Source organism: Mycolicibacterium sp. XJ1819 (assembly GCF_053483675.1).
This window is the reverse complement of record NZ_JBEFST010000004.1, coordinates 226,041-248,257: the sequence shown is the minus strand read 5'-3', so window position 1 is coordinate 248,257 and position 22,217 is coordinate 226,041. Positions and strand designations below refer to the sequence as shown.

The window sequence follows — 22,217 nt, the reverse complement described above, 5'->3', positions numbered from 1 at the left end:
GATGTCACCCGTGAGCAGAGCAGACGGCCCCTTGGCCAAATTCGGTGTCGGCAACATGCGGACCGAGGCAGCGGCGCTGGTGCTCGAGCAACACGTCAGCGAAGCGCTCGTCGATCACCGTGGCCAGGTGGAGATGTCGGCATACGCGGTGATGGCCGAATCGACGACGAGCGCAGTGTACTGGCACTCGTTCACCGAACAGGTGGCCACGGTGCAGGCGTGGCTGGCGATGACCGCGGGCACGCCCGCACGAGTCGGCGACCGACTGCGCGCCGCCTCCGAGTTGTCCTACCGCGACGAGTCCCACGGCACCTCGACGCTGACCGTCACCAACACCGCGGGGGCCACGGTCTGCACCGGCGTGGCGCGTGCCGTACGGGTCGGGCGCAACACCGATGCGCTGCGCGCCCTCGACAAGGGCGATCTCACCGGAACCTATCCGCTGCCCCCGCCGACGGCGGTCGGCGGCACCGGCCCGGCGCCGCTCGATCCGGAGTGGGACGGCGGCCGGGTCCTGTGGGCGATCGCCCGCGGTGAGGTCGCCGCCGGCCCGATGGCCGAGCTGTTCTCGACGACGTTGACCCTCACCGAAGCCGGACCCGTTCTCGGGCTCATCCCGCAGCCGTGGATGGCCAATCCGCTCGGCGCCATCCAGGGCGGTGTCATCGCGTCGATGGTGGCGCACGCCTGCTCGCTGGCCGGTCAGGCCCACACCGGACCGGACGACCGGTACACGCTGGCCGACATGTCGGTGTACTTCTTCCGGTCCCCGGCCGCCGACGCGGGAGCGCTGACGTTGACCACCGCCACCGAACGGGTGGGCCGACGGCTGGCGACCGTGTCGACCACGATGACCGATCACACGGGCACCGCGTACGCCCGCGCGGTGGCCGACATCTCCTACCAGCGGTCCGGCGAGTGAGCCCGTCGGGCGTCTCACGTCAGCGTTGTCGAGTGCTCACAAAGCGCGGCGCGGAGGTTGTCTGATCGTTGCAAGCCCGGCGCCGGACGCCGCGGTCACCATGGACGGTGACCAGTGAAAGGAGCTTCGCGTGCAGTCCCACGGCGCCAAGGACCAACGCACCGTCGACGGGTGGGCCGATGACGGTGCGACGACGACCTTCAGCGTTCGGCTGCCCCGCTGGCCGCTTCTGATCCGGCTGTGGGGACGCAATCCGTTGGTGCGCACCACCGACCGGATCGAGGCCCTGACGACGGTGCTGGCCATCGTGGTGGCGCTGATCACCGTGCCTGTCGCGCTGGCCGTCGGCACCGCCGTCCATGACCTTCGCAGCGATCTCTACGCCGCGCAGGAACCTACGCGCGCCGCCGTCGAAGCCGTGACGGCGAGTGTCTCGATCTGGGGGGTCGCCGCCGGCGTCGCGACGGTTCTGATGCTGATCACCCGGTCGGTGTGCAACCGGATCCGCTGCGCCCGCTGGCAGCGTGGGCTGGACAGCCTCGTCGGGCAGGGGCACGAGGGCACGTAGGTTCGACCCCATGGACTTCGAGGAATACCGCGCGCACGACGCCACCGGGCTGGCGAAGCTGGTCGCCGACAAGCAGGTCACCGCGGCCGAACTGCTGCAGGTCGCCAAAGAGCGGGCCGCCGAGGTGAATCCGCGGATCAACGCGATCGTCCGCAACATCCCGGTATCCCCTGACGAGCACGGCGCCGGCCCGTTCGCCGGTGTCCCGTTCCTGATCAAGGACCTCGCCCAGGATTACGCCGGGCTGCCCACGTCTCGGGGATCGCGGGCTCTGATGTCCACGCCGGTCGCCGAACACTCGACGGTGGTCCAACGCTGGCTGGACGCCGGCCTGGTGGTGTTCGGCAAGACCAACACCCCGGAGTTCGGCGCCAAGGGCATCACCGAACCGGACGCCTGGGGCCCGGCGCGCAACCCATGGGATCCGAGCCGGACACCGGGCGGGTCCTCGGGCGGGTCGGCGGCCGCGGTCGCGGCGGGCATCGTGCCGTGCGCCGGGGCCAACGACGGCGGCGGCTCGATCCGCATACCGGCGGCGTGCTGCGGGCTGGTCGGCCTGAAGCCGGGCCGGGGCCTGACCCCGTCGGGGCCGGCCACCGGCGAGTCCATGCACGGCGCGGCGGTGCAGGGGGTGGTCTCCCGGACGGTGCGCGACACGGCCGCGATGCTCGACGCCATCAGCGGCGGGGAGGCCGGCGGGCCGTACGTGCCGGCGATGCCGGATGCCTCGTTCGTGTCGTGTGTCGGGGCCGAGCCGGGCCGGCTGCGCATCGGCGTGCGGGTGCCCTCGGCGATCAACCCGACACCGCACCGCGAGGCGTTCGCCGCGGTCGAGGCGACCGTGCAGGCGCTGACCGACCTGGGCCACCACGTCGACGAGCTGCCGCAGGCGCCCTTCGACGACGCCGCCCTGGCCCGCGACTTCTTGCTCACGTGGTTCGTCTACACGGCGTGGGAACTCGATGAGGCCAAACGTATTTCGGGTGCCGGGGACGACTCCTTCGAGCGCGACACCCGGATCCTGGCGGCGCTCGGCCGCGCGACGGGCAGCGTCGACTACGTGGACGCCGTCGAGCGCCGCCACGAGCACACCCGCAGACTGACCACGTTCTTCGAGACGTACGACCTGTTGTTGACGCCGACGCTGGCTACCCCGCCCCCGACGATCGCCGAGTTCGAGCTGCCGGTCGCGCTGCAGCGCGCCGCCGACGTGCTGGTGAAGACGCGGACCGCCCGGCTGCTGCGCTTCACCAAGATCGTCGACGACATGATCGACAAGAACCTCAACTGGGTGCCCTACACCCAGCTGGCGAATCTGACTGGGCGCCCGGCGATCTCACTGCCGTTGCACTGGACCGCCGATGGCCTGCCGCTGGGTGTGCAGTTCGTCGCGCCGCTCGCCGGAGAATCGCTGCTGATCAAGTTGGCCGCCCAACTCGAGCAGGCGCGGCCGTGGGCCCACCGGGTGGCACCGGTCTAGGGGCGGCGCCACTACCCCGACCCGGCCGCCTGACGCAGGGTCGCCGCGCGCAGCGTGAGGTGATTGCGCTCGGCGATCGTTTGCGCTTTGGCGGCGGCCTGCGCATAAAGCGTTGCCGCCACGGATAACTCACCCGCCCGCTCGTGGAGGTAGGCCACGGCCGCGGTGTGGCGCGGCAGGGTGGCGTCGAGTTCTGCGAGGGCGGCCAGCCCGGCCCGTGGGCCGTCGGCCTCCCCGACGGCGACGGCGCGGTTGAGCCGCACCACCGGGCTGTCGGTCAGCGCGACGAGCTCGTCGTACCACGAGACGATCTGCGCCCAGTCGGTCTCGTCGGCGGTCTGCGCGTCGGCGTGCAGTGCGGCGATCGCGGCCTGCGCCTGATACTCGCCGAGCCGGTCACGGGCCAGCGCCGCCTGCAGGACGGCCACCCCCTCGGCGATCAGGTCGCGTCGCCACCGGCCGCGGTCCTGGTCGGCCAGCGGCACCAGGCTGCCGTCGGCGCGGGTCCGCGCCGGCCGCCTGGCGTGATGCAGCAGGAACAGCGCGAGCAGACCGGCCACCTCGGGGTCGTCGGTGGACGCGGCGAGTTGCCGGGTCAGCCGGATCGCCTCGGCGGCGAGATCGACATCGCCGGTGTAGCCCTCGTTGAACACCAGATACAGCACCCGCAGCACGGTGCGCGGGTCGCCGGGCCGATCCAGCCGAACCTGGGCCACCGTGCGCTTGGCGCGGCTGATCCGTTGGGCCATCGTCGATTCGGGCACCAGATACGCCTGAGCGATCTGGCGCGTGGTGAGTCCGCCGACGGCCCGCAGGGTCAGGGCGACCGCCGCCGCCGGGGTCAGGCTCGGGTGGGCGCACAGGAAATAGAGCTGCAGGGTGTCATCGGTGGCGGCCGCCGGACCGGGTCCCGGCTGGGCGGACACCAGTGCCTCGCGGCGCCGGCGGGCCGTCTCGGACCGGGTGGCGTCGACGAACCGACGCCAGGCCGTGGTGATCAGCCAGCCCTTGGGGTCGTCGGGACGCTGATCCGGCGAGGTGGCCCAGGTTTCCAGGGCACGCACCAGTGCCTCCTGCACGGCGTCCTCGGCGGTCGCGAAGTCCGCCCCGCGGCGGATGAGGGCGGCCAGCACCCCGGGAATCAGCTCCCGCAGCCGCGCCTCGTCGGCCCGGTCGAACGTCATTACTCGGTGATGGTCGGCAGGGCGGTGAGAAATGGCCGCAGCTCGAGCCATTCGTGGATCGGCAGGCCGCCGGCGCCTGGCGCTGCCGACAGTTCACCCGCCAGTTCGACCGCGCGTTCGTAGGAGTCGACGTCGATGATCATCCAGCCGGCGATCAGGTCCTTGGTCTCGGCGAACGGGCCGTCGGTCACCGGCGGCTTGCCCTCGCCGTCGTAGCGGACCCAGGCGCCCTCCGGCGCCAGCGCGTTCTCGTCGACGAACTCCCCGGTGCCTTTCAGCTTGTCCGCGAAGTCGCTCATGTACGTGATGTGGGCCGCGACCTCATCGGGTGTCCACTGATCCATCGGCACGTCGTTGACGGCCGCCGGCGCACCACGGTAGTGCTTGAGCAGTAGGTACTTGGCCATGACGGTCTCCCTTCGCAAGTGGCGACCCTAGTTGGTCGCGCACCCCTGGGACGGAGCCGTCACGGCGTTTTCGACACCGGACCCGTGATCAGCGGTCGGCTTTCTCCGATGCTTCCAGCCAGACACCGGCGGCGACGAACGCGGCCGCCAGCAGCGTGCCCGGCAGCAGCCGCCGGACCGGCACCGGGCCCAGCGCGGCGAGCGAGCCGACCACGTCGCCCACGTCGGCAACCACACCGGCACGCGACCACGCCGTATCGCCCGGTTTCGCCGTCAACAGGCCCGCGCCCATGGCCACGTCGCGCGCCCCGATGCTGCGGAACAACAGCCCTACCCCGGCGTTGTCGCCGTCGGACCCCAACCACGACCGTGCTGCGGTCCGCGGCGAGAGGAACAGCACGGCGCCCAGTCCGATGCGGCTCCAACCAATTACTCGACGGGCCTTCGCCCCGGGTGCACTCACCAGTTATCTCCCTGTTCTTGTCAGATGCTTCGTCGAAGCACCGGCATGACGTCGAGGTCCACGATCGCCGCATTGGCCCGCTGCACGCTTTTCGCCACGTTCTCGGGCGCCTGCAGGCCCGGCCACACCAGGGTGATCGCCGCCGAGTCCCAGGCGTCGAAGGCGAACAGGCGCAGCGCATCCCGCGCCTGTTCCAGTGACGGCACGTCGGCGACACCGTTGGCGGCGAGCGCGTCGAGGTAGGTCTGCAGGAACTCGTCGGTGTGCGCACGGCGCACCTCGGCGGGCACCGAGGTGACCAGGAAGTAGGCGACGTCGCGCATACCCGGCGCCCGGTAGAGCACCTGCCAGTCCAGCAGACCCACGCCGTCGTCGCCCAGCCCGAAGGTGTTGCCCAGGTGGGTGTCGCCGTGGATGACGGTCTGCGGTCCGCGTTCCCAGTTGGCGTGCAGCGCCCAGTCGTGGGCGTTGACGAACTCGGCCATCTCCCGCACCTCGCGGGGAAGCGCATACTCGTCGGATTTCAGCAGCTTCGAGCGCACCTGGCGAAACTGGCGCAGCAGCAACGGAAATCCCGGCCGCTGACTCTCCGGCCGGGCAAAGCTCAGATCTCCCGACAGCCGCGGCGACTCCCAGAAGGCGGCGTGCAGTTCGCCGAGCGTCACCATCATCGCGCCCGCGTAGTCGGCGTCGATGTCGTCACACAACGCCTTGGGATCGCCGCCGCGGTCGGTGACGTCCTCGAGCACCAGCAGATGACGCGCGCCCATCCCGGCGTGCGCGGCGTAGCAGGCGGGCGCGATGCGGGCGCTCAGCGCCGACCGGGCCCGCTGGTAGAACAGCGCCTCGCTGCGGGCCAACGCCAACGCGGCCACCATCGTGCGGTTCTTCGCGCTCGACGGCGTGCTCTTGATGAACACGTGCTTGGGCAGACCGTCGACATCGGCACGGTCCCAGGACAATTCCAGCCGCACCCGGTCGGTGGTGCCGGTGGTGGCGCCGACGCGCCTGGCCCCGGTCACCCGGGCAGGTGACGCGATGCCGCGCAGTGCGTGGTTGAGAAAATCCGGGTCGACGTCCGCCGCGGTCAGCGGAAACCCGGCCGGCACCCACCGCATGGGCAGCACCGCCGCGGCGGCCTCGCCCAACGCGCGGCCGGTTCGCGTCGCACCGCTGAGCCGCGAGGCGAGGTTCACAGCCATACGGTGAACCTTACTTCACTAAATTGTCCCGCGGTGTCGGGGTCAGCCGACCGCCGAAGCCGAGGGCGGGGCCGAACGGCCCCGTGGTTGACCGGCCGCCATCAAGCGGACGATCTCCTCCCGGTCAGACCGCGAGGGCAGGCCCATCCCCGCGGTGTATCCGTAGACCTCGTGCAACGGCGTGGAGCAGGTTCGCCCGTCGAGGATTTCGACGGAGTCGGTACCGATGAGGCCGGGGTGCTCGACACCGCACGCCTCGGCCACCTTGACCAGATCGCGGCGCAGGGCCTTGACATAGTTCGCCACGCGCACCGACTTCTCGGCCGGCACCAGCCCGCGGGCCAACCAGGCGTTCTGGGTGGCCACGCCGGTGGGGCAGGTGTCGGTGTGGCACTTCTGCGCCTGGATGCATCCGACGGCCAGCATCGCCTCCCTCGCTACGTTGACCATGTCGCATCCCAGTGCGAAGCCGACCACCGCATTGTCCGGCAGCCCCAGCTTGCCGCCGCCGATGAACGCGACCTGCTCGTGCAGACCCTGTTCGGCGAAGATGCGATACACGCGGGCGAAGCCCAGCTGGAAAGGCAGCGACACGGTGTCGGTGAACAGCAGCGGAGCCGCTCCCGTGCCGCCCTCACCGCCGTCGATGGTGACGAAGTCCACGCCGCGACCCGTGCGACGCATCTGGTCGGCGAGTTCCTGCCAGAACCCGAGGTCGCCGACGGCCGACTTGATCCCCACCGGCAGCCCGGTCTCCGCGGCGAGCAGTTCCACCCAGTCCAGCAACCCGTCGGTGTCGGTGAATTCGGCGTGCCGGGACGGGCTGACACAGTCACGACCTTCCGGGATTCCGCGCGCGGCGGCGATCTCGGCGGACACCTTGGCCGCGGGCAACAGCCCGCCGAGGCTGGGTTTGGCGCCCTGGCTGAGCTTGATCTCCAGGGCGCGCACCGGCGCACCGGCCACCACCTCCTTGAGTTTGTCCAGGCTGAACCGGCCCTCGGCGTCGCGGCAACCGAAGTAGGCGGTGCCGATCTGGAAGATCAGTTCGCCACCGTTGCGGTGATGCCGCGAGATGCCCCCCTCGCCGGTGTTGTGCAGGCAACCGGCCATGTCGGCGCCCCGGTTCAGCGCCTCGACGGCATTGCCGGACAGCGACCCGAAGCTCATCGCGGAGATGTTGACCACCGACTTCGGCCGGAACGCCTTCGGTCGGCCGCGCGCGGCGCCGATCACCTTTGCGCACGGCAGCGCGACGTCGTGGGGGGCGGCCGGAGTCGACGACGGCACGGCCCGGCCGAAGGTCCGGTGCTTGATGATCGGGTAGCCGGCGGTGTGCTCGACGTCGTTGTCGGTACCGAACCCGAAGTAGTTGTTCTCGGTCTTCGCCGACGCGTACACCCAGCGGCGCTGGTCACGGGTGAACGGCCGCTCCTCGTCATTGGCGGCGACGACGTACTGGCGCAGTTCGGGCCCGATGGCCTCGATGAGGTAGCGGCCGTGCCCGATGACGGGGAAGTTCCGTAGCACTGAGTGCTTACGCTGCAGGACATCTCGTACGGCGATCGCGCCCACCGCCGACGCGGCAGCGGCAGCGAGCGCACGCATGGATCTGCTCATGTGCACAGGGTTGCCCTGTGACCGCGAAGTGAAACGACGTTTGCGGGGCGCGGCCTTGCCCCGCCGAAGATCGTCATAGAGTATCCGTTATGGCTCCGGCCTCCGGAGTCGTCCGTCGCTTTCCGAAGGTGCCTACGAAAGGGCCGCACACCGTGGCACTCACGCTCTCCGACGACCAGCGAGAACTCGCCGAGTTGGTTCGGCGGTTCGTCACCGACAAGGCGCCCGGCGAGATGGTGCGGCTTTGGTCGGAATCCGCCGACGGCTTCGACAGCGCCGTATGGCGGCAGATGTCTGAGCAACTCGGCCTGGCCGGCCTGGCCATTCCGGAGGAGTACGGCGGGTCCGGTTGCGGCCCGGTCGAACTCGGCATCGTGCAGGAACAGTTCGGCCGGGCGCTGCTGCCCGGGCCGTTTTTCGCCACCGTCGTGCTGGCGGGTCAGGCGCTGCTCGCCAGTGACGACGCGGCGGCCATGCGACGCTGGCTGCCCCGGATAGCCGACGGCACGCTCACCGCCACGGTGGCCCTCAGCGAAGGCCGGGGACCCGCGGTCGCCGACCCGTCGACCACGGCGAGCCGCAACGCGCACGCCACCGTGCTGACCGGTCGTAAAACACTTGTGGTCGACGGGGATTCGGCCGATCTGCTGTTGGTAGCCGCTGAGGGCCCGGACGGTCCGGCCCTGTACGCCGTGGAGGCCGACGCACCCGGCCTGCGTCGTCGCCGACTCGACGCACTCGACCCGACTCGGCGACTGGCAGCCGTCGAACTCGCCGAAACGCCCGCCGTGCGGGTCGGCCCTCCGGGTGAGCAGTTCCTGCGCCGTATCGTGGCCATGGCGACGGCGGGTCTGGCCGCCGAGCAGGTCGGCGGCGCCTCTGCCTGCCTGGACGCCGCGGTCGGCTACGCAAACACCCGGGTGCAGTTCGGCAGGCCCATCGGGTCGTTCCAGGCGATCAAGCACAAGTGCGCCGATACGCTGCTCGAACTCGAAGCTGCTCGGTCGGCGGCCCTGCACGCCGCCTCGGCGGCCGCCGACGACCCCGAGGAACTGGAGTTTGCTGCGGCCGTCGCCGGATCCTATTGCGCGACAACCTATACCCATGCGGCCAAGAACAACATCCAGATTCACGGTGGTATCGGCTTCACCTGGGAGCACGACGCGCACCTGCATCTCAAGCGGGCCAAGACCGGCGAACGGTTGCTCGGCTCTCCGGTGCAACACCGGGCCAGGCTCGCCGACCTGGTCGGCTTCTGACCTGACCGCGAAGGAGAACACCGTTGAGCACCCACAAGTTTCGCGCCCGGCTGCGGGCGTTTCTGAGCGAGCGTCATCCTGGCCGCAGGCCGAAGGACCCCGCGGAGCGGCTGGCCTGGCAGAAACGCTGGCTCGCCGAGCTTTTCGACGCCGGTTTCGCCGGGCCGGCATGGCCGCGTGAATACGGCGGCATGGAGTTGAGCTTCCAAGAGCAGGTCGTCTACCAGGAGGAGTACGCGCGCGCCCGGGTACCGGGCCCGCTCGGTACCGGGGTCGTCATCGCCGGACCGACGGTGATCAGGTACGCCTCACCGGAACAGAAGGCGCGGTGGCTGCGCCCGTTGCTGCGCAGCGACACGGTGTGGGCCCAGGCGTACTCCGAACCGGAGGCCGGCTCCGATCTGCCTGCGCTTCGGACCACCGCCCGGTGCGAGGGCGACGCGTACGTCGTCAACGGACAGAAGGTGTGGAGCACCCAGGCGCAGATCGCCGACACCTTGTTCGCCCTGGTGCGCACCGGTGACCCCGACTCCCGCCAGCGGGGCATCTCCTACCTGATCATCGACGCGCATGCGCCAGGCGTCACGATCCGACCGCTTCGCGACCTGACCGGTGGCTTCGATTTCGCCGAGATCTACTTCGACGACGTCCGCGTGCCCGTCGGCGATCGCATCGGCGACGAGAACGGCGGTTGGCCGCTGGCCCGCACCAGCCTCGGACACGAGCGCGCGGCCGGCGCCATGAACCAGGCCTCGCAGTACCGACGGGTGCTCGACGAACTGACCGCGCTGGCCACCGAGCTGGGCGCCACCGTAGACCCGCTTGTCCGGGATCGTTTGGCGCAGTTTGAAATTCAGGTGCGGATCATGCGCTACACCGGGATGCGGACCATCTCCGACATCATCGCCCGCGGTGAACCGGGCCCGTCCTCGTCGACGTCGCGGTTGTTCAACAGCACCTTCGAGCAACAGTTGCACGAGTTCGCGGTCGAGCTGCTCGGCGACGCCGGGGTGCTCGGTGCCGCGGACCCTGACGCCGTGCAGAAGGGTCGGTGGGTGTGGGGCTTCCTGCGCACCCGCGCGTCGACCATCGGGGCGGGAACCGCAGAGATCCAACGGAATACCATCGCCGAGCAGGTTCTCGGACTGCCCCGCGACCCGGCGATGCCGCGATGACCGAAGCGGTCGGCTGGCTGTTCGACGTCGACGGGACGCTCATCGACGGCATCACGGGCCGCTCCCTGCGGCCGGGGGCGCGCGAGTTGCTGACCGCCCTGCGCGGGCGCGGGGTGGACGTGCTGCTGTGGAGCGCGGGCGGTGCGGACTACGCGTGGCGGCGGGCCCGGGACAACGGAATCGACGATCTCGTCGTCGGCGCCTACGACAAGGTGCGCGCGGAACCGTCGCTGCCGTGGGAGGTGCCCGGCGACCTCGTCGACCGGCCACCGGCCGTGCTGGTCGACGACATGCCCGCCGATGTGCCCGCGGTCGGCGAAGTGGTCGCGGTGCGCCGCTACCTGGGACCCAACCCGCATGACAGGGGACTGGCCGCCCTGCTGCGTCGGGTGGGGGTTTGTGAGCACGACGTATGGTGAACTGATTCCGCACACTCAATGCCGGGGAGGCACCGCCGATGCACCGTCCGATGGAAGGCGTCCGGATTCTCGAGGTCGCTCAGTTCACCTTCGTCCCGGCTGCCGGTGCCGTGCTCGCCGATTGGGGCGCCGACGTCATCAAGGTCGAGCACGCCGAGCACGGTGACGCCCAGCGCGGCCTGATCAAACTCCTCGGCCTCGACGTGGCCAGCGAGGGCAGTTCCTTCTTTCCCATCATGGAGGGGCCCAACCGGGGCAAGCGCAGCATCGGGCTGGCGCTGGAGAGCCCGGGGGCGCGCCGAGTCCTCGAAGAGCTCGTGCGTGCCAGTGATGTGTTCCTCACCAACTTCCTGCCGTCGGCACGGGCAAAGCTCGGCATCGACGTGGCCGACATCAGGGCGATCAACCCCGACATCATCTACGTGCGGGGCAGCGGATTCGGCGGTCGCGGACCCGATTCCGACAAGGGCGGATACGACCAGACCGCTTTCTGGTCACGCGCGGGCAGCGCCGAGGGACTGCTCGGCCCGACCGACCAACGGGTGCCGCGGATGCCGGCGGGCGCCTACGGTGACTCGATCGGCGGCATGACGATCGCGGGCGGGATCGCCGCCGCGCTCTACGCCCGGCAGGTCAGCGGTGAGCCCTCGGTACTCGACGTGTCGCTGCTCGGTGTCGGCGCATGGGCCACCCAGTTCTCGATCAACCTCGCGTTGCTCGGCGGTGGGCCGCTGCCGGTGGTCGAACCCCCCAAGCACGGCTCGGCGGCCAATCCACTGGTCGGCGCATACCAGACCAGCGACGGTCGTTGGCTCGAGCTGTGCATGTTGCAACCCGGCCGGTACTGGGCCGAGTTCGTGACGAACTCCGGTAGGCCCGAGTTGGCCGCCGACGACCGGTTCGACACCGCAGAGAAGCTGATGACCAACGCCGCCGACGCTGCCGAGTTGGTCGCCGAGATCATCGGGTCGCGCACCCTGGCCGACTGCACCGAACTGCTCGACCGGGGGCAGGGTCAGTGGTCGGTGGTGCAGAACGCCTGGGAAGTCGGTCACGATCCGGCGCTGCGGGCCACCGGGATGATCGCAGGCGTCACCGACGCCGAGGGGGTCCAACGTGAACTGGTGGCCAACCCGGTGCAGTTCGACGAGACGCCGGTGTCGATCACGCGCGCCCCGCAGTTCGCCGAGCACACCGACGAGATCCTGCGCGAACTCGGCCTCACCGACGACGAGTTGATCGAGCTCAAGATCGAGGGTTCGGTCACCTGAGCCGGCGCTACTGCCACCAGTGATCCAGCGCCGCGAGGTGGCGGTGCATGCGCAGCCGGGCCAGCGACAGATCCCCCTCGGCGATCGCCTCGAGTATGCGGTCGTGAACCTCGGTGGCCGCGGCGGCCAGCGCGGCGTCGTCGGACGGCTCACCACCGGACCCGGAGAAATGCCTGTCCCACACGGCGAGCAGGATGCGTAAGAACAGCGAAAGTACGGGATTTCCGGTCAGTTCCGCGAGCCGCAGGTGGAACTCGTGGGGCGTCTCGCTGTCCACGCGCTGGGCGTCACGCAGTTCGGTGAGCAGCGCGGGGTCGTCGTGGTGTTCGGTCAGGAGTCCGAGGGCGCCGAGTTCGATCGCCTGCCGAACCACCCGCAACTCCCCGGCCTCGACGCGCTGATACTCGAGGTAGACGGCCATCGCGTCGACGCCGGCGGACGGATCGGGGCTGGTGACCACCAGGCCGCCGTGCGGTCCGCGGCGCATCCGGGCCACCCGGTGATACTCCAGAAGCCGCACACCCTCGCGAAACGCGGCCCTGCTGACGTCGAGCCGGTTGACGAGTTCGGTCTCCGACCCATAGATCTCGCCGACCGGCACTCCGCTGGCGGCGATGTCGGCCATCAGCCTGCGCGCCACCGCCTCGGCGAGCTTCTCCCGCCCGGTCGGTTCGAGCACACCCGGATCCGCGCGCCGCGGCCGGCGACGGATCGGACGCTGGCGCACCGACAACAACCAGTCGCGCATCGCCTCGAGGTGGATGACGCAGCGGTGCTCGGCGAGCGTCGCGTCGCCGGCGATGACGGCCTCGGCGATGCGGGCCTGGGCCGTATCGGACTCAGCCCTCAGGCCCGTGGTCTCCGTAGCACCGGGCGGACCGGGAATGGTGGCGTAGCGGCCGGTGAGGCGGGCGAGCACTTCGACGAACAGCCCCAGCACCCGGTTGCCGCCCATGTTGCCCAGCAGGATGTGGAACAGCTCGCGGCCACCCGACGCGAGTTCGCCTGCGCGCTCCTGCGCCAGCGCCGAGCGGATGGTGGCGAGGTGTTCTTCGGTCATGTTCTGCGCGGCCAGCCGGGCGGCCAGCGGCTCCAGCAGCAGCCGCACCGCGAGCAGGTCCTGCACCGAGGTCCCGACGTACTCCAGGTAGACGAGCACCGCCTGGGTCATGGCCCTGGAGTCGGGTGCGCGAAGTATCAGGCCCCCGTAGGGACCTCGCCGCATCACCGCCAGCCCGTGGTGTTCGACCAGCCGGATCGCCTCGCGCAACACGGCACGACTGACTCCGTAGCGTTCTCGCAGTTCGGACTCCGAGGCGAAGAGGGTGCCGGGCGAGTGTCCGGCCGCGAGGATGTCGTCCTCGATGCGCTGCGCGGTCCGGCGCGCCAGCTTGATCTCGTGCGGTCGACCCCGGCTGTTGAGGTCCCGCAGCGTCATCCGGCTCCTCCTGATCTCGGCCGTTAGAGGGTACTTTATGAAATCCAGGCCTGGATTCGCCGACGGATGCGGAGGGAGCTGTCATGAAACCCACGGTGCGGTTGGGTCGGCTCGCCGGTGTGTCGGTGGGCGTGCACTGGAGCGTGCTGGGCATCGTGGCACTGCTGGTCATCGGCCTGACCGTGCAATTCCGCACGCTCGCCGAGGGCTACGCGACATACGAGTACGTGCTGGCCGCGGTCGTCACGGCGACGCTGTTCGTGTTGTCGCTGCTGGTTCACGAGATGGCCCACGCGATCGTCGCCCGGCGCAACGGCGTGGGTGTCGAGGGGATCACGCTGTGGCTGCTCGGCGGTGTCGCGCGGTTGCACGGCGACGCGCTGACCCCGGGTGCGGCGTTTCGCATCGCCGCGGTCGGCCCGCTCACCAGCGTCCTGGCCGGGGGCGTGTTCGGCATTGCGGCCAGGTTGGCCGACGATGCCGGTTTCAGTTCGCTGTCCGTGGCCGTGCTGACCTACCTGGCGATGATCAACGTGGTGCTGGCCGTTTTCAACCTGGTGCCGGCCGCGCCGCTGGATGGGGGGCGCATCCTGCGTGCCGCGCTGTGGGCGTGGCGCGGCGACCGGTTCACCGCCACGGTCTGGGCCGCCCGCGCCGGCCGGTTGTTCGGCTTCCTGCTGATCGGCCTGGGGCTGCTGCAAGCCATCGGCGGGTTCGGCGGATTGTGGTGGATTCTGTTGGGGCTGTTCATCGTGACGATGGCCAGCGCCGAGGAACACCAGGCCCGCACCACCACGATGCTCGCGGGCGTGCGGGTGCGCGACGTGATGACCGCGCGACCCGAGACGGTGCCCGGTGACCTGACCATCGCGCAGTTTCTGCGCGACGTGATGCTGGTCCGACGGCACTCGGCGTTCCCGTTGATCGACGGGTCCGGCCGGGTCGAGGGGTTGGTCACGCTCAACCGGCTGCGCGCGGTCCCCCCGCCGCAGCACGGGTCGGTTCGGCTGCGCGACATCGCGTGCCCGCCGCAAGAGATCCCTTCGGCCACACCGGACGAACCGCTGACCGATCTGTTGCCCCGGCTCAGTGGCTGCGCGGACGGCCGCGCGCTGGTGTTCGACGGCGGGCGGCTGGTCGGGATCGTCTCGCCAACCGACATCAGCAGGGCCGCGGCGCTGCACGGCATGGGACTGTGGGGCGGCAGCGGCGGTGCGGACATCACCACCGGCTCCCCGGAATGAGCGGCCCGGGTGCCGCGTTCACCCAGGCATGGCCCTAGACGATCTGTTCCGACCGCTCGCCGTCGGCTCGATGACCGTGCCCAACCGATTCGCAATGGCGCCGATGACCCGGCAGGCGTCACCCGACGGCGTCCCCGGCCCCGACGTCGCCGCGTACTACCGTCGGCGCGCCGCCGGCAGAGTCGGCCTGATCATCACCGAGGGAATCCGGCTGCCCGACCCGGCCGCCGGCTATCCGTCCGGCATTCCCACGCTGGCCGGCGACGACGTGCTCGACGGCTGGCGGCGCGTCATCGCCGGGGTGCATGCCGAGGGCGCCACCATCGCCGCACAACTGTGGCATCAGGGCGCGGAACGCGACGACGCTGACGGGGTGGTGCCGGTCAGCCCGTCCGGGGTCGACGGCCTGGGCAGGCCCAAGGGTCGCGCGCTGGCCGCCGACGAACTGGCAGCGCTCGCCGAGTTGTACGCGCACAGCGCGGCCATCGCCCGCGAGGTCGGCTTCGACGCCGTCGAGCTGCACGGCGCGCATGGCTACCTGCTCGACGAATTCCTCTGGGAGCGCACCAATCTCCGTGCCGACGGCTACGGCGGAAACCTGGCCGCGCGCACTCGGTTCCCGGCCGAGGTGGTAGCCGCGGTGCGCGCCGCTGTCGGCCCGGACTACCCGATCATCTTCCGCTTCTCGCAATGGAAGGGCACCGACTACGCGGCGACCATCGCCGACGATCCGACCCAGCTGCAGGAGATTCTCACCCCATTGGTCGAGGCCGGCGTCGACGCGCTGCACCCCTCCACGCGGCGGCACTACGTTGCGGGATTTCCCGACCACGGCAGCGCGTTGAGCCTTGCCGGGTGGACCAAGAAGCTCACCGGGCTACCGGTGATCACGGTCGGTTCGGTCGGGTTGCAGACACAGTTCCGCAGCGAGAAGCGCGGACAGGTCATCGAGCCCGCACCCGTCGACCGGCTGGTCGAGCAGTTCGATGCCGGCGAGTTCGACATCGTCGCGCTCGGGCGCGCCTTGCTGGCCGACCCGGCATGGGTGAATCGATTGCACGCCAACGAACTCCACCGGTTCTCCGGTTACGACCCGCAGACCGCGCTGGCCTCGCTTGCCTGATCTCAGGCCAGCGCCAGAAAGAGCTTCTCGAGTTGCGCCTCGGTCAGTGGTGTCTCGTTACCGTCTTGCGCACCGGTCATGCACTCTCGTAATCCGGTCGCGACGATCTTGAATCCGGCTCGGTCCAACGCTTTCGACACCGCCGCGAGCTGAGTCACCACGTCCTTGCAATCGCGGCCCTGTTCGATCATCGCGATCACACCGGCGAGTTGGCCTTGGGCCCGACGCAGTCGGTTGAGCACGCCGTCGATCGCTTGCTGGTCTCCAACCATGGCTTCCTTCCCACTCCGGGCCCCAGTGTACCCCGGGGGGTATTTGCCGACTCGATACCCCCTGGGGTATTGTCGTCCATACCGGGCGGGGTATCGCAGCGAGGCCCCCACGACTGGGAAGGGAGTCCGAGGATGATCCTCGAGCAGTACTACATCGAGTGTCTGTCGCATGCGTCGTATCTGATCGGCGACGAGTCGACCGGCCGCGCAGTCGTCGTCGATCCGCGCCGCGACATCACCGAGTACCTTGTCGACGCGAGCCGGTTCGATCTCACGATCGAAGGCGTCATCAACACCCACTTTCACGCCGACTTCGTCTCTGGGCACCTGGAGTTGGTCGACGCCACCGGCGCCTGGATCGGCTTCGGCGAGGCCGCCGGGACCGACTATCCGATCCGCAGGCTCGCCGACGGCGAACGCCTGTCACTCGGCGATGTCGAGCTGGAGATCATCGCCACCCCCGGACACACCTGGGAATCGATCAGCGTGCTCGTCCGCGAGCGTGCCGGCGCGCAGCCCGTGGCGGTGCTGACCGGTGACTCGCTGTTCATCGGCGACGTCGGCCGACCGGATCTGGTCAACATCGGCGAGAGCTCCACGACTGACCTGGCCCGGGCGATGTATCACACGATCCACCACAAGCTGATGACGCTGCCCGATCACGTGAAAGTGCTGCCCGCCCACGGTGCCGGTTCGTCGTGCGGCAAAAACTTGTCCACCGAGCTGACCTCGACCATCGGTGAAGAGCGGGCGAGCAACCCGTCGGTACAACCGATGAGCGAAGAGGCGTTCGTCGAGCTGATCACCCACGGTCAGCCTGCCGCGCCGGCGTACTTCGCGTCCGACGCCGCGATGAACAAGCGGGTGCATCCGCTGCTGCGTCCGGACCGCAAGGTGCCCGAGATGACACCGGCGCAGATTCGGACTGCGCTGGAAACCGGCATGCGCGTGCTCGATGCCCGCACCGTCGAGGATTTCGCCGCGGCCCATCTGCACGGGTCGGTCAACGTCGGGTTCGACGGCCGGTTCGCCGAGACCGGCGGAATGGTGGCCGACGTCGGCGAACAGATCGCCCTGATCACCTATCCCGGCGAGGAGCAGCAGGCCGGACTTCGGCTGGCCCGAATCGGCTCGGACAACACCGTCGGCTACTTCAACGTCGGCGGCGACGGGCAGTTCCCCACCGATCTGGCTGACCTCGTGCGGTCGGCACCCCGAACGACGGCCGCCGAACTCGCCGAACTGTTGGCCCGGGATGCGGTGGCGGTGATCGACATTCGTAATCCCGGTGAGCGCGAAGCCGGCGCCATCCCCGGCTCCCTGCACATCCCGCTGGCGCAGCTGCGGCTCCGGATGGGCGACGTGCCGACCGGCAAACCGGTCGTCGTGCATTGTGCCGGCGGCTGGCGGTCCAGCGTCGCGGCTTCATTGTTGCGCGCCAACGGCTTCGAGCAGGTGGCCGACCTGCTGGGCGGTTACGACGAGTGGGCGAGCGCCCGCATCTCGGTGTGAGTTCACCGAAGGAAGAAAGGTGCGCAAATGTGTTATGCGGTTCGATGTCCGTCCTGCGGTAAGACCGGGTGGGACGGCTGCGGCCAACACGTCGACGAGGTGATGCGGTCGGTGCCTGCCGCGCAGCGGTGCCGGTGCGAACGGGTCGCCGAGCCGCCGCGACCTCACGCACGCAGATTCTGGCGCCGGTAGCTCAAACCGAAGACGACCCATGACGACGGCGATAGGCCTTGGGCTCGGCGCACTGATCGGCGTGCTGCTGGGGTTGCTGGGCGGTGGCGGCTCGATCCTGGCCGTTCCGGTGCTGATCTACGGTCTCAACCTCGGGGTGCAAGAGGCGATTCCGGTGTCGTTGGTCGTTGTCGCCACGGCCTCGGCTGTCGGCGTGCTACCGAAGATCCGGGCGGGACAGGTTCGTTGGCGGATGGCAGGCATCTTCGCCGCGGCGGGGATACCGGCCAGCGTTGCGGGCAGCGCGATCAGCAGAGGGCTGCCGGAGGCGGCGGTGCTGATCGGGTTCACCGCGGTGATGGTGCTCGCCGGCGTCCGCATGCTGGCCGACCAGCACAACACCGGAACCGCATGCGAAGTCAGGGCCGGCCAGGTCAACTGGCGCCGTTGCGCGCCACGGTCTCTCGGCGCAGGGCTGGTGGTCGGCTTGCTGACCGGACTGTTCGGCGTCGGCGGCGGGTTCCTCATCATCCCGGTGCTCGTGGTGGTGCTCGGTGTCGAAATGTCCACCGCCATCGGCACATCGCTACTGATCATCGTCGCCAACTCGGTGGCGGGATTCTTCTCGCATCTGCACGGTGTCAGCCTGGACTGGTCGGTCACCGCGGCGTTCGTCGTCGCCGCGATGCTCGCCTCGCTGGTGGCCGGATACTTCGGCACCAAGGTCGACACCGACCGCCTGCAGCGCTTGTTCGCCTACCTCGTCCTCGTCGTCGCCGCCTACGTGCTCGTCGACACACTCTTGTTGGCCTGACCGCGCCCCGGCGCGTCGGCGCAGGGGGTACAACTGAGGCATGCCGACCGCCTTCCGCTACCCGGACGTGAACGGGCGGCGGGCCGCGCTGCGCAACCTCGTCGAGCGGTTCACCGGTGTCGACCTGTTCCCCACCGATGCCGTCGCCCGAGCGTTCATCGCCGGCCTCGACGAGGGCGATCCGGTGGCGGAACGGTTCGTCGCCGATACCTACCACGGGGCACTCGGCGCCAAGAAGGCCCGCGAACTCGTCGAGCGGGCCCAGCGCGACGGCATCGACAACGTCCCCGAGGCGCCCGAATCGATGCGGGCGTTGTTCGAAGAGTTCGAGCAGTTGCCCGAATGGGTCGACGCGGACCTGGTCGAGCAAGGCGCCGCGGTATGGCGGCGCTGGGCCTACGCGCTCGGAGCGTTGGGCAACGCCGGCACCAACGACACCTACACCGAGGGCTGGTTGGCCGTGCCGCTCTCCCTGTCGGGTGGTTACGCGGGGCAACGGGCCCTGCACCGCTACCTGGAGACCTCGCGGTGGTGGATCGAGGTCTGCCGACCTGGCGCGATCCTCACCCCGGGCACACCGGCCCGCAACATCTCGCTGCACGTGCGGGTCATGCACGTCAGCGTGCGCGAGCGGGTCAAGTCGCACCCCGAGTGGGATGCCCAGCGGTGGGGGCTGCCGATCAGCCAGTCGGCCATGCTGCTGACACTGCTCGGCGGGAGCGTCGCCCCCGCGTTCGGCCTCTACCTGCTCGGGCATCTGACCTCGCCGCACGAGATGCGCGCGGTGCTGCACTTCAACCGCTACTGCGGCCACCTCGTCGGGGTACGGTGCCACGGCTACTTTCCCGAAACCGTCACCGACGCCTGGCGGATCCTGCTGATGGCCGACGCCGCGCGCAGCTACGACAGCGGTGACACCGGCCGCGAGCTCGTCGAGTCGTTCGTGCCCGCCTTCGCGCCCGCGCCGACACATCGCGGCCTGGCGCGGCTGCGCGCCGAGTATCACTACCGTGTGCAGGCCGGTTACCTCGGGCTCTACATGCTGCCGTGGAACCGCCGCCGCTATCGGCTGCCGTCGGCGGCGGCTGGGATCGCGTTGCTGTTGTTGCGGTCGCCGGTCATCCTCGCGTTGGAGCTGGCGCGGCGCGCCTCGGTGCGGGTGGACCACTGGTGGCAGCGGGCCAACCTGAGGCGGTGGGAGAACTGGCTGCGGTGGCAGTCGGACGGCAAGGCCGCGGCGTTCGAGGCCGCCGCACCCCTGCGGCGCTGACCCGTCGGGGCCGGGTTGTAGAGTCTGCGCGTGTCACAGAACCACCTCGTGAAGTCTGTAAACGCCCGTCTTGCTGAGGAATTGGCGGTCGCCGAAACGCAGGTCGCCGCGGCCGTTCGGTTGCTCGACGACGGCGCGACCGTGCCGTTCATCGCCCGGTACCGCAAAGAGGTGACCGGTAGCCTCGACGACGGCCAGTTGCGGGCTCTCGAGGAACGTCTGCAATATCTGCGTGAGCTCGACGCCCGCCGCGCCGCGGTGCTGGCCTCGATCGAGGAGCAGGGCAAGCTCACCGACGAGTTGAAGGCCGCGCTGCTGGCCGCCGACACCAAATCCCGGGTCGAGGACATCTACCTGCCGTACAAGCCGAAGCGGCGGACCAAGGCGCAGATCGCCCGCGAGGCCGGACTCGAGCCGCTGGCCGACCGGTTGCTCGCCGATCCTTCCCTCGTTCCGGCGCAGGCGGCCGCGGAGTTCGTCTCCGGTGACGTCGCCGACGCCGACGCCGCACTCGACGGCGCGCGGCACATCCTCGCCGAGCGGGCGTCCGAGGACGCCGAACTGGTGGGCGCGATCCGGGAGAAGTTCTGGAAAGCCGGCTCGCTGCGCACCGAGCCCTGGACGCTGGAGGTGGCGAAAAGCGCAGCGGCACAGAAGTACCGCGACTACTTCGAGTTCGGCGAATCGCTGGAGAGCATGCCGTCGCACCGTGTGCTCGCCGTGCTGCGAGGCGAGAAGGAGGAGATCCTCGCGCTGAATTTCGACGGTGGCGACGACGCCGGCTACCACGCGATGATCGCGCAGACCCTCGACGTCGACATGACCGCGACCGCGCCCGCGACGCCGTGGCTGGCCGGCACCGTCGAGTGGGCGTGGCGTATCAAGCTCATGATCGCGGCAAAGGTCGACGCGCGCATCCGGCTGCGCAGGCGCGCCGAGGAGGACGCCGTCGCGGTGTTCGCCAAGAACCTGAAGGACCTGCTGCTGGCCGCGCCCGCGGGCAACCGCGCCACTCTCGGTCTCGACCCCGGCTACCGCACCGGCGTCAAGGTGGCCGTCGTCGACGGCACCGGCAAAGTGGTCGACACCGCCACCATCTATCCGCATCAACCACAGCGGCAATGGGATTCGGCCAAGGCAGTACTGGCGGCGCTGGTCGCCCGCCACGGCGTCGAACTGATCGCCGTCGGCAACGGCACCGCGTCACGCGAGACCGACGCGCTGGCCGCCGAACTCATCGCCGACATCCTGGCCGCCGGCGGCGCCGCCCCGGCGAAGGCGTTGGTGAGCGAGGCCGGGGCCTCGGTGTATTCGGCCTCCGCCTATGCGGCGCACGAACTACCCGACCTCGACGTGACGCTGCGCGGGGCGGTGTCGATCGCGCGACGGCTGCAGGATCCGCTGGCCGAACTGGTCAAGATCGACCCGAAATCGATCGGCGTCGGGCAGTACCAGCACGACGTGGCGCCGGGCACGTTGGCTCGCAGTCTGGACACGGTCGTCGAGGACGCCGTCAATGCAGTCGGCGTCGACCTCAACACCGCGTCGGTACCGCTGCTGGCGCGGGTGTCGGGGGTGTCGGAGTCGTTGGCCGAGGCGATCGTCACCCACCGCGACCAGACCGGCCCGTTCCGCAACCGAAAAGCCCTGCTGGAGGTACCCCGGTTGGGCGCCAAGACATTCGAACAGTGCGCGGGCTTCCTGCGGATCCGCGACGGCGACGACCCCATCGACGCATCCGGTGTCCATCCCGAGGCGTACCCGGTGGTCCGCCGCATCCTCGACCGTTCGGGTGTCACGCTGACCGAGTTGATCGGCAACGAGCGGGCGTTGCGGTCGCTGCGGCCCGCCGACTTCGCCGACGACCGGTTCGGCCTTCCCACCGTCACCGACATCCTCGCCGAGTTGGAAAAGCCCGGCCGGGACCCACGGCCGGCGTTCACCACCGCGACGTTCGCCGCGGGGGTGGAGAAGGTGACCGATCTGAAGGTCGGGATGGTGTTGGAAGGTGTGGTCACCAACGTCGCGGCGTTCGGCGCGTTCGTCGACATCGGTGTGCACCAGGACGGTCTCGTGCATGTCTCGGCGATGGCGGATCGGTTTGTGTCCGACCCCCACGAGGTGGTGCGCTCCGGTCAGGTGGTGCGGGTGAAGGTGGTCGACGTCGATGTGGAGCGCCAACGTATCGGATTGAGCCTGCGGCTCAACGACAGCCCGACCGAGAAGGGCAAGCGGCCCGACCGCGGAACTCCCCGCCGCAAGGGTGGCGGCCAGAACTCTCGACGGCCGGCGGCCGATGCTTCCGGAGGGTCGATGGCAGAGGCGTTGCGCAAGGCCGGCTTCGGCAACTGACCCGCGGGCGATAGTGGTTCGAATTCGTCGGGAACGGGCATGTAATCCGCG

Annotated in this window: 20 protein-coding genes; 13 read left to right on the top strand and 7 right to left on the bottom strand. The window is 69.7% G+C overall.

The features are described from left to right. Position 1: 1 nt before the first annotated feature. The 3 genes from ABQE89_RS06385 (at position 2) to ABQE89_RS06375 (ending at position 2,970) form a co-directional block, all read left to right on the top strand. The gene (locus tag ABQE89_RS06385; RefSeq protein ID WP_448415286.1) at positions 2–922 is read left to right on the top strand and encodes a PaaI family thioesterase; all 921 of its coding nucleotides are present in this window, start codon (positions 2–4) and stop codon (positions 920–922) included. A gap of 130 nt (positions 923–1,052) precedes the next feature. After that, positions 1,053–1,490, top strand: a complete 438-nt coding sequence (locus tag ABQE89_RS06380; RefSeq protein ID WP_448415250.1) for a hypothetical protein — start codon at positions 1,053–1,055, stop codon at positions 1,488–1,490. A 10-nt stretch (positions 1,491–1,500) separates the two neighbouring features. Further along, positions 1,501–2,970 (top strand): amidase, encoded by a 1,470-nt coding sequence (locus ABQE89_RS06375; RefSeq protein WP_448415248.1) that lies wholly within the window; start codon positions 1,501–1,503, stop codon positions 2,968–2,970. 11 nt (positions 2,971–2,981) lie between these two features. Here the strand turns inward: ABQE89_RS06375 and ABQE89_RS06370 are convergent, their stop codons facing one another. The 5 genes from ABQE89_RS06370 to ABQE89_RS06350 all read right to left on the bottom strand — a co-directional run bounded on the left by ABQE89_RS06370 (position 2,982) and on the right by ABQE89_RS06350 (position 7,846). Then, on the bottom strand, positions 2,982–4,154 hold the full coding sequence (locus ABQE89_RS06370) for an RNA polymerase sigma factor (protein ID WP_448415246.1): 1,173 nt from the start codon (positions 4,152–4,154) through the stop codon (positions 2,982–2,984). Continuing rightward, on the bottom strand, positions 4,154–4,561 hold the full coding sequence (locus ABQE89_RS06365; protein ID WP_448415244.1) for a YciI family protein: 408 nt from the start codon (positions 4,559–4,561) through the stop codon (positions 4,154–4,156). The genes ABQE89_RS06370 and ABQE89_RS06365 overlap by 1 nt, the downstream gene beginning before the upstream one ends. Positions 4,562–4,649: 88 nt before the next feature. After that, positions 4,650–5,024 carry a hypothetical protein gene (locus tag ABQE89_RS06360; RefSeq protein WP_448415242.1) on the bottom strand — a complete coding sequence of 125 codons (375 nt, stop codon included), beginning with the start codon at positions 5,022–5,024 and terminating at the stop codon, positions 4,650–4,652. 20 nt (positions 5,025–5,044) lie between these two features. Further along, positions 5,045–6,226 (bottom strand): phosphotransferase, encoded by a 1,182-nt coding sequence (locus ABQE89_RS06355; RefSeq protein ID WP_448415240.1) that lies wholly within the window; start codon positions 6,224–6,226, stop codon positions 5,045–5,047. A 42-nt stretch (positions 6,227–6,268) separates the two neighbouring features. Then, positions 6,269–7,846: an FMN-binding glutamate synthase family protein gene (locus ABQE89_RS06350; protein ID WP_448415238.1), complete on the bottom strand. Its 1,578-nt coding sequence runs from the start codon at positions 7,844–7,846 to the stop codon at positions 6,269–6,271. An 89-nt stretch (positions 7,847–7,935) separates the two neighbouring features. Between ABQE89_RS06350 and ABQE89_RS06345 the strand changes: the two genes are divergently transcribed. From ABQE89_RS06345 to ABQE89_RS06330, 4 genes are read left to right on the top strand one after another with little or no spacing between them, the layout of a single operon-like run. Further along, a complete protein-coding gene (locus tag ABQE89_RS06345; protein ID WP_448415236.1) occupies positions 7,936–9,105 on the top strand; it encodes an acyl-CoA dehydrogenase family protein in 1,170 nt (389 codons plus the stop codon). A gap of 23 nt (positions 9,106–9,128) precedes the next feature. After that, entirely contained in the window at positions 9,129–10,280 is a 1,152-nt protein-coding gene (locus ABQE89_RS06340) for an acyl-CoA dehydrogenase family protein (RefSeq protein WP_448415234.1), read from the top strand. Next, the gene (locus ABQE89_RS06335; protein WP_448415232.1) at positions 10,277–10,699 is read left to right on the top strand and encodes an HAD family hydrolase; all 423 of its coding nucleotides are present in this window, start codon (positions 10,277–10,279) and stop codon (positions 10,697–10,699) included. Before ABQE89_RS06340 ends, ABQE89_RS06335 begins: the two co-directional genes overlap by 4 nt. 38 nt (positions 10,700–10,737) lie before the next feature. After that, complete coding sequence (locus tag ABQE89_RS06330; RefSeq protein WP_448415230.1) at positions 10,738–11,970, top strand: CaiB/BaiF CoA transferase family protein; 1,233 nt, start codon at positions 10,738–10,740, stop codon at positions 11,968–11,970. Between the two features lie 7 nt (positions 11,971–11,977). Here the strand turns inward: ABQE89_RS06330 and ABQE89_RS06325 are convergent, their stop codons facing one another. Beyond that, positions 11,978–13,408: a FadR/GntR family transcriptional regulator gene (locus tag ABQE89_RS06325; RefSeq protein WP_448415228.1), complete on the bottom strand. Its 1,431-nt coding sequence runs from the start codon at positions 13,406–13,408 to the stop codon at positions 11,978–11,980. 83 nt (positions 13,409–13,491) lie between these two features. Here ABQE89_RS06325 and ABQE89_RS06320 point away from each other — a divergent pair, with 83 nt between their 5' ends. Continuing rightward, on the top strand, positions 13,492–14,652 hold the full coding sequence (locus tag ABQE89_RS06320) for a site-2 protease family protein (protein ID WP_448415226.1): 1,161 nt from the start codon (positions 13,492–13,494) through the stop codon (positions 14,650–14,652). A 28-nt stretch (positions 14,653–14,680) separates the two neighbouring features. Next, complete coding sequence (locus tag ABQE89_RS06315) at positions 14,681–15,775, top strand: oxidoreductase (RefSeq protein WP_448415224.1); 1,095 nt, start codon at positions 14,681–14,683, stop codon at positions 15,773–15,775. Positions 15,776–15,777: 2 nt separating this feature from the next. On the opposite strand, the gene ABQE89_RS06310 is transcribed toward ABQE89_RS06315, so the two are convergent. Beyond that, positions 15,778–16,047 (bottom strand): metal-sensitive transcriptional regulator, encoded by a 270-nt coding sequence (locus ABQE89_RS06310; RefSeq protein ID WP_448415222.1) that lies wholly within the window; start codon positions 16,045–16,047, stop codon positions 15,778–15,780. Positions 16,048–16,179: 132 nt separating this feature from the next. On the opposite strand from ABQE89_RS06310, the gene ABQE89_RS06305 reads away from it, so the two are divergent. From ABQE89_RS06305 to ABQE89_RS06290, 4 genes are all read left to right on the top strand, one after another. Next, positions 16,180–17,559 (top strand): MBL fold metallo-hydrolase, encoded by a 1,380-nt coding sequence (locus ABQE89_RS06305; RefSeq protein WP_448415220.1) that lies wholly within the window; start codon positions 16,180–16,182, stop codon positions 17,557–17,559. 211 nt (positions 17,560–17,770) lie between these two features. Continuing rightward, complete coding sequence (locus ABQE89_RS06300; RefSeq protein WP_448415218.1) at positions 17,771–18,544, top strand: sulfite exporter TauE/SafE family protein; 774 nt, start codon at positions 17,771–17,773, stop codon at positions 18,542–18,544. 40 nt (positions 18,545–18,584) lie between these two features. Continuing rightward, positions 18,585–19,814, top strand: coding sequence for an oxygenase MpaB family protein (locus ABQE89_RS06295; protein WP_448415216.1), 1,230 nt, complete (start codon positions 18,585–18,587; stop codon positions 19,812–19,814). 48 nt (positions 19,815–19,862) lie between these two features. Next, entirely contained in the window at positions 19,863–22,166 is a 2,304-nt protein-coding gene (locus tag ABQE89_RS06290) for a Tex family protein (RefSeq protein ID WP_448415284.1), read from the top strand. The last annotated feature ends 51 nt before the right edge of the window (positions 22,167–22,217 follow it).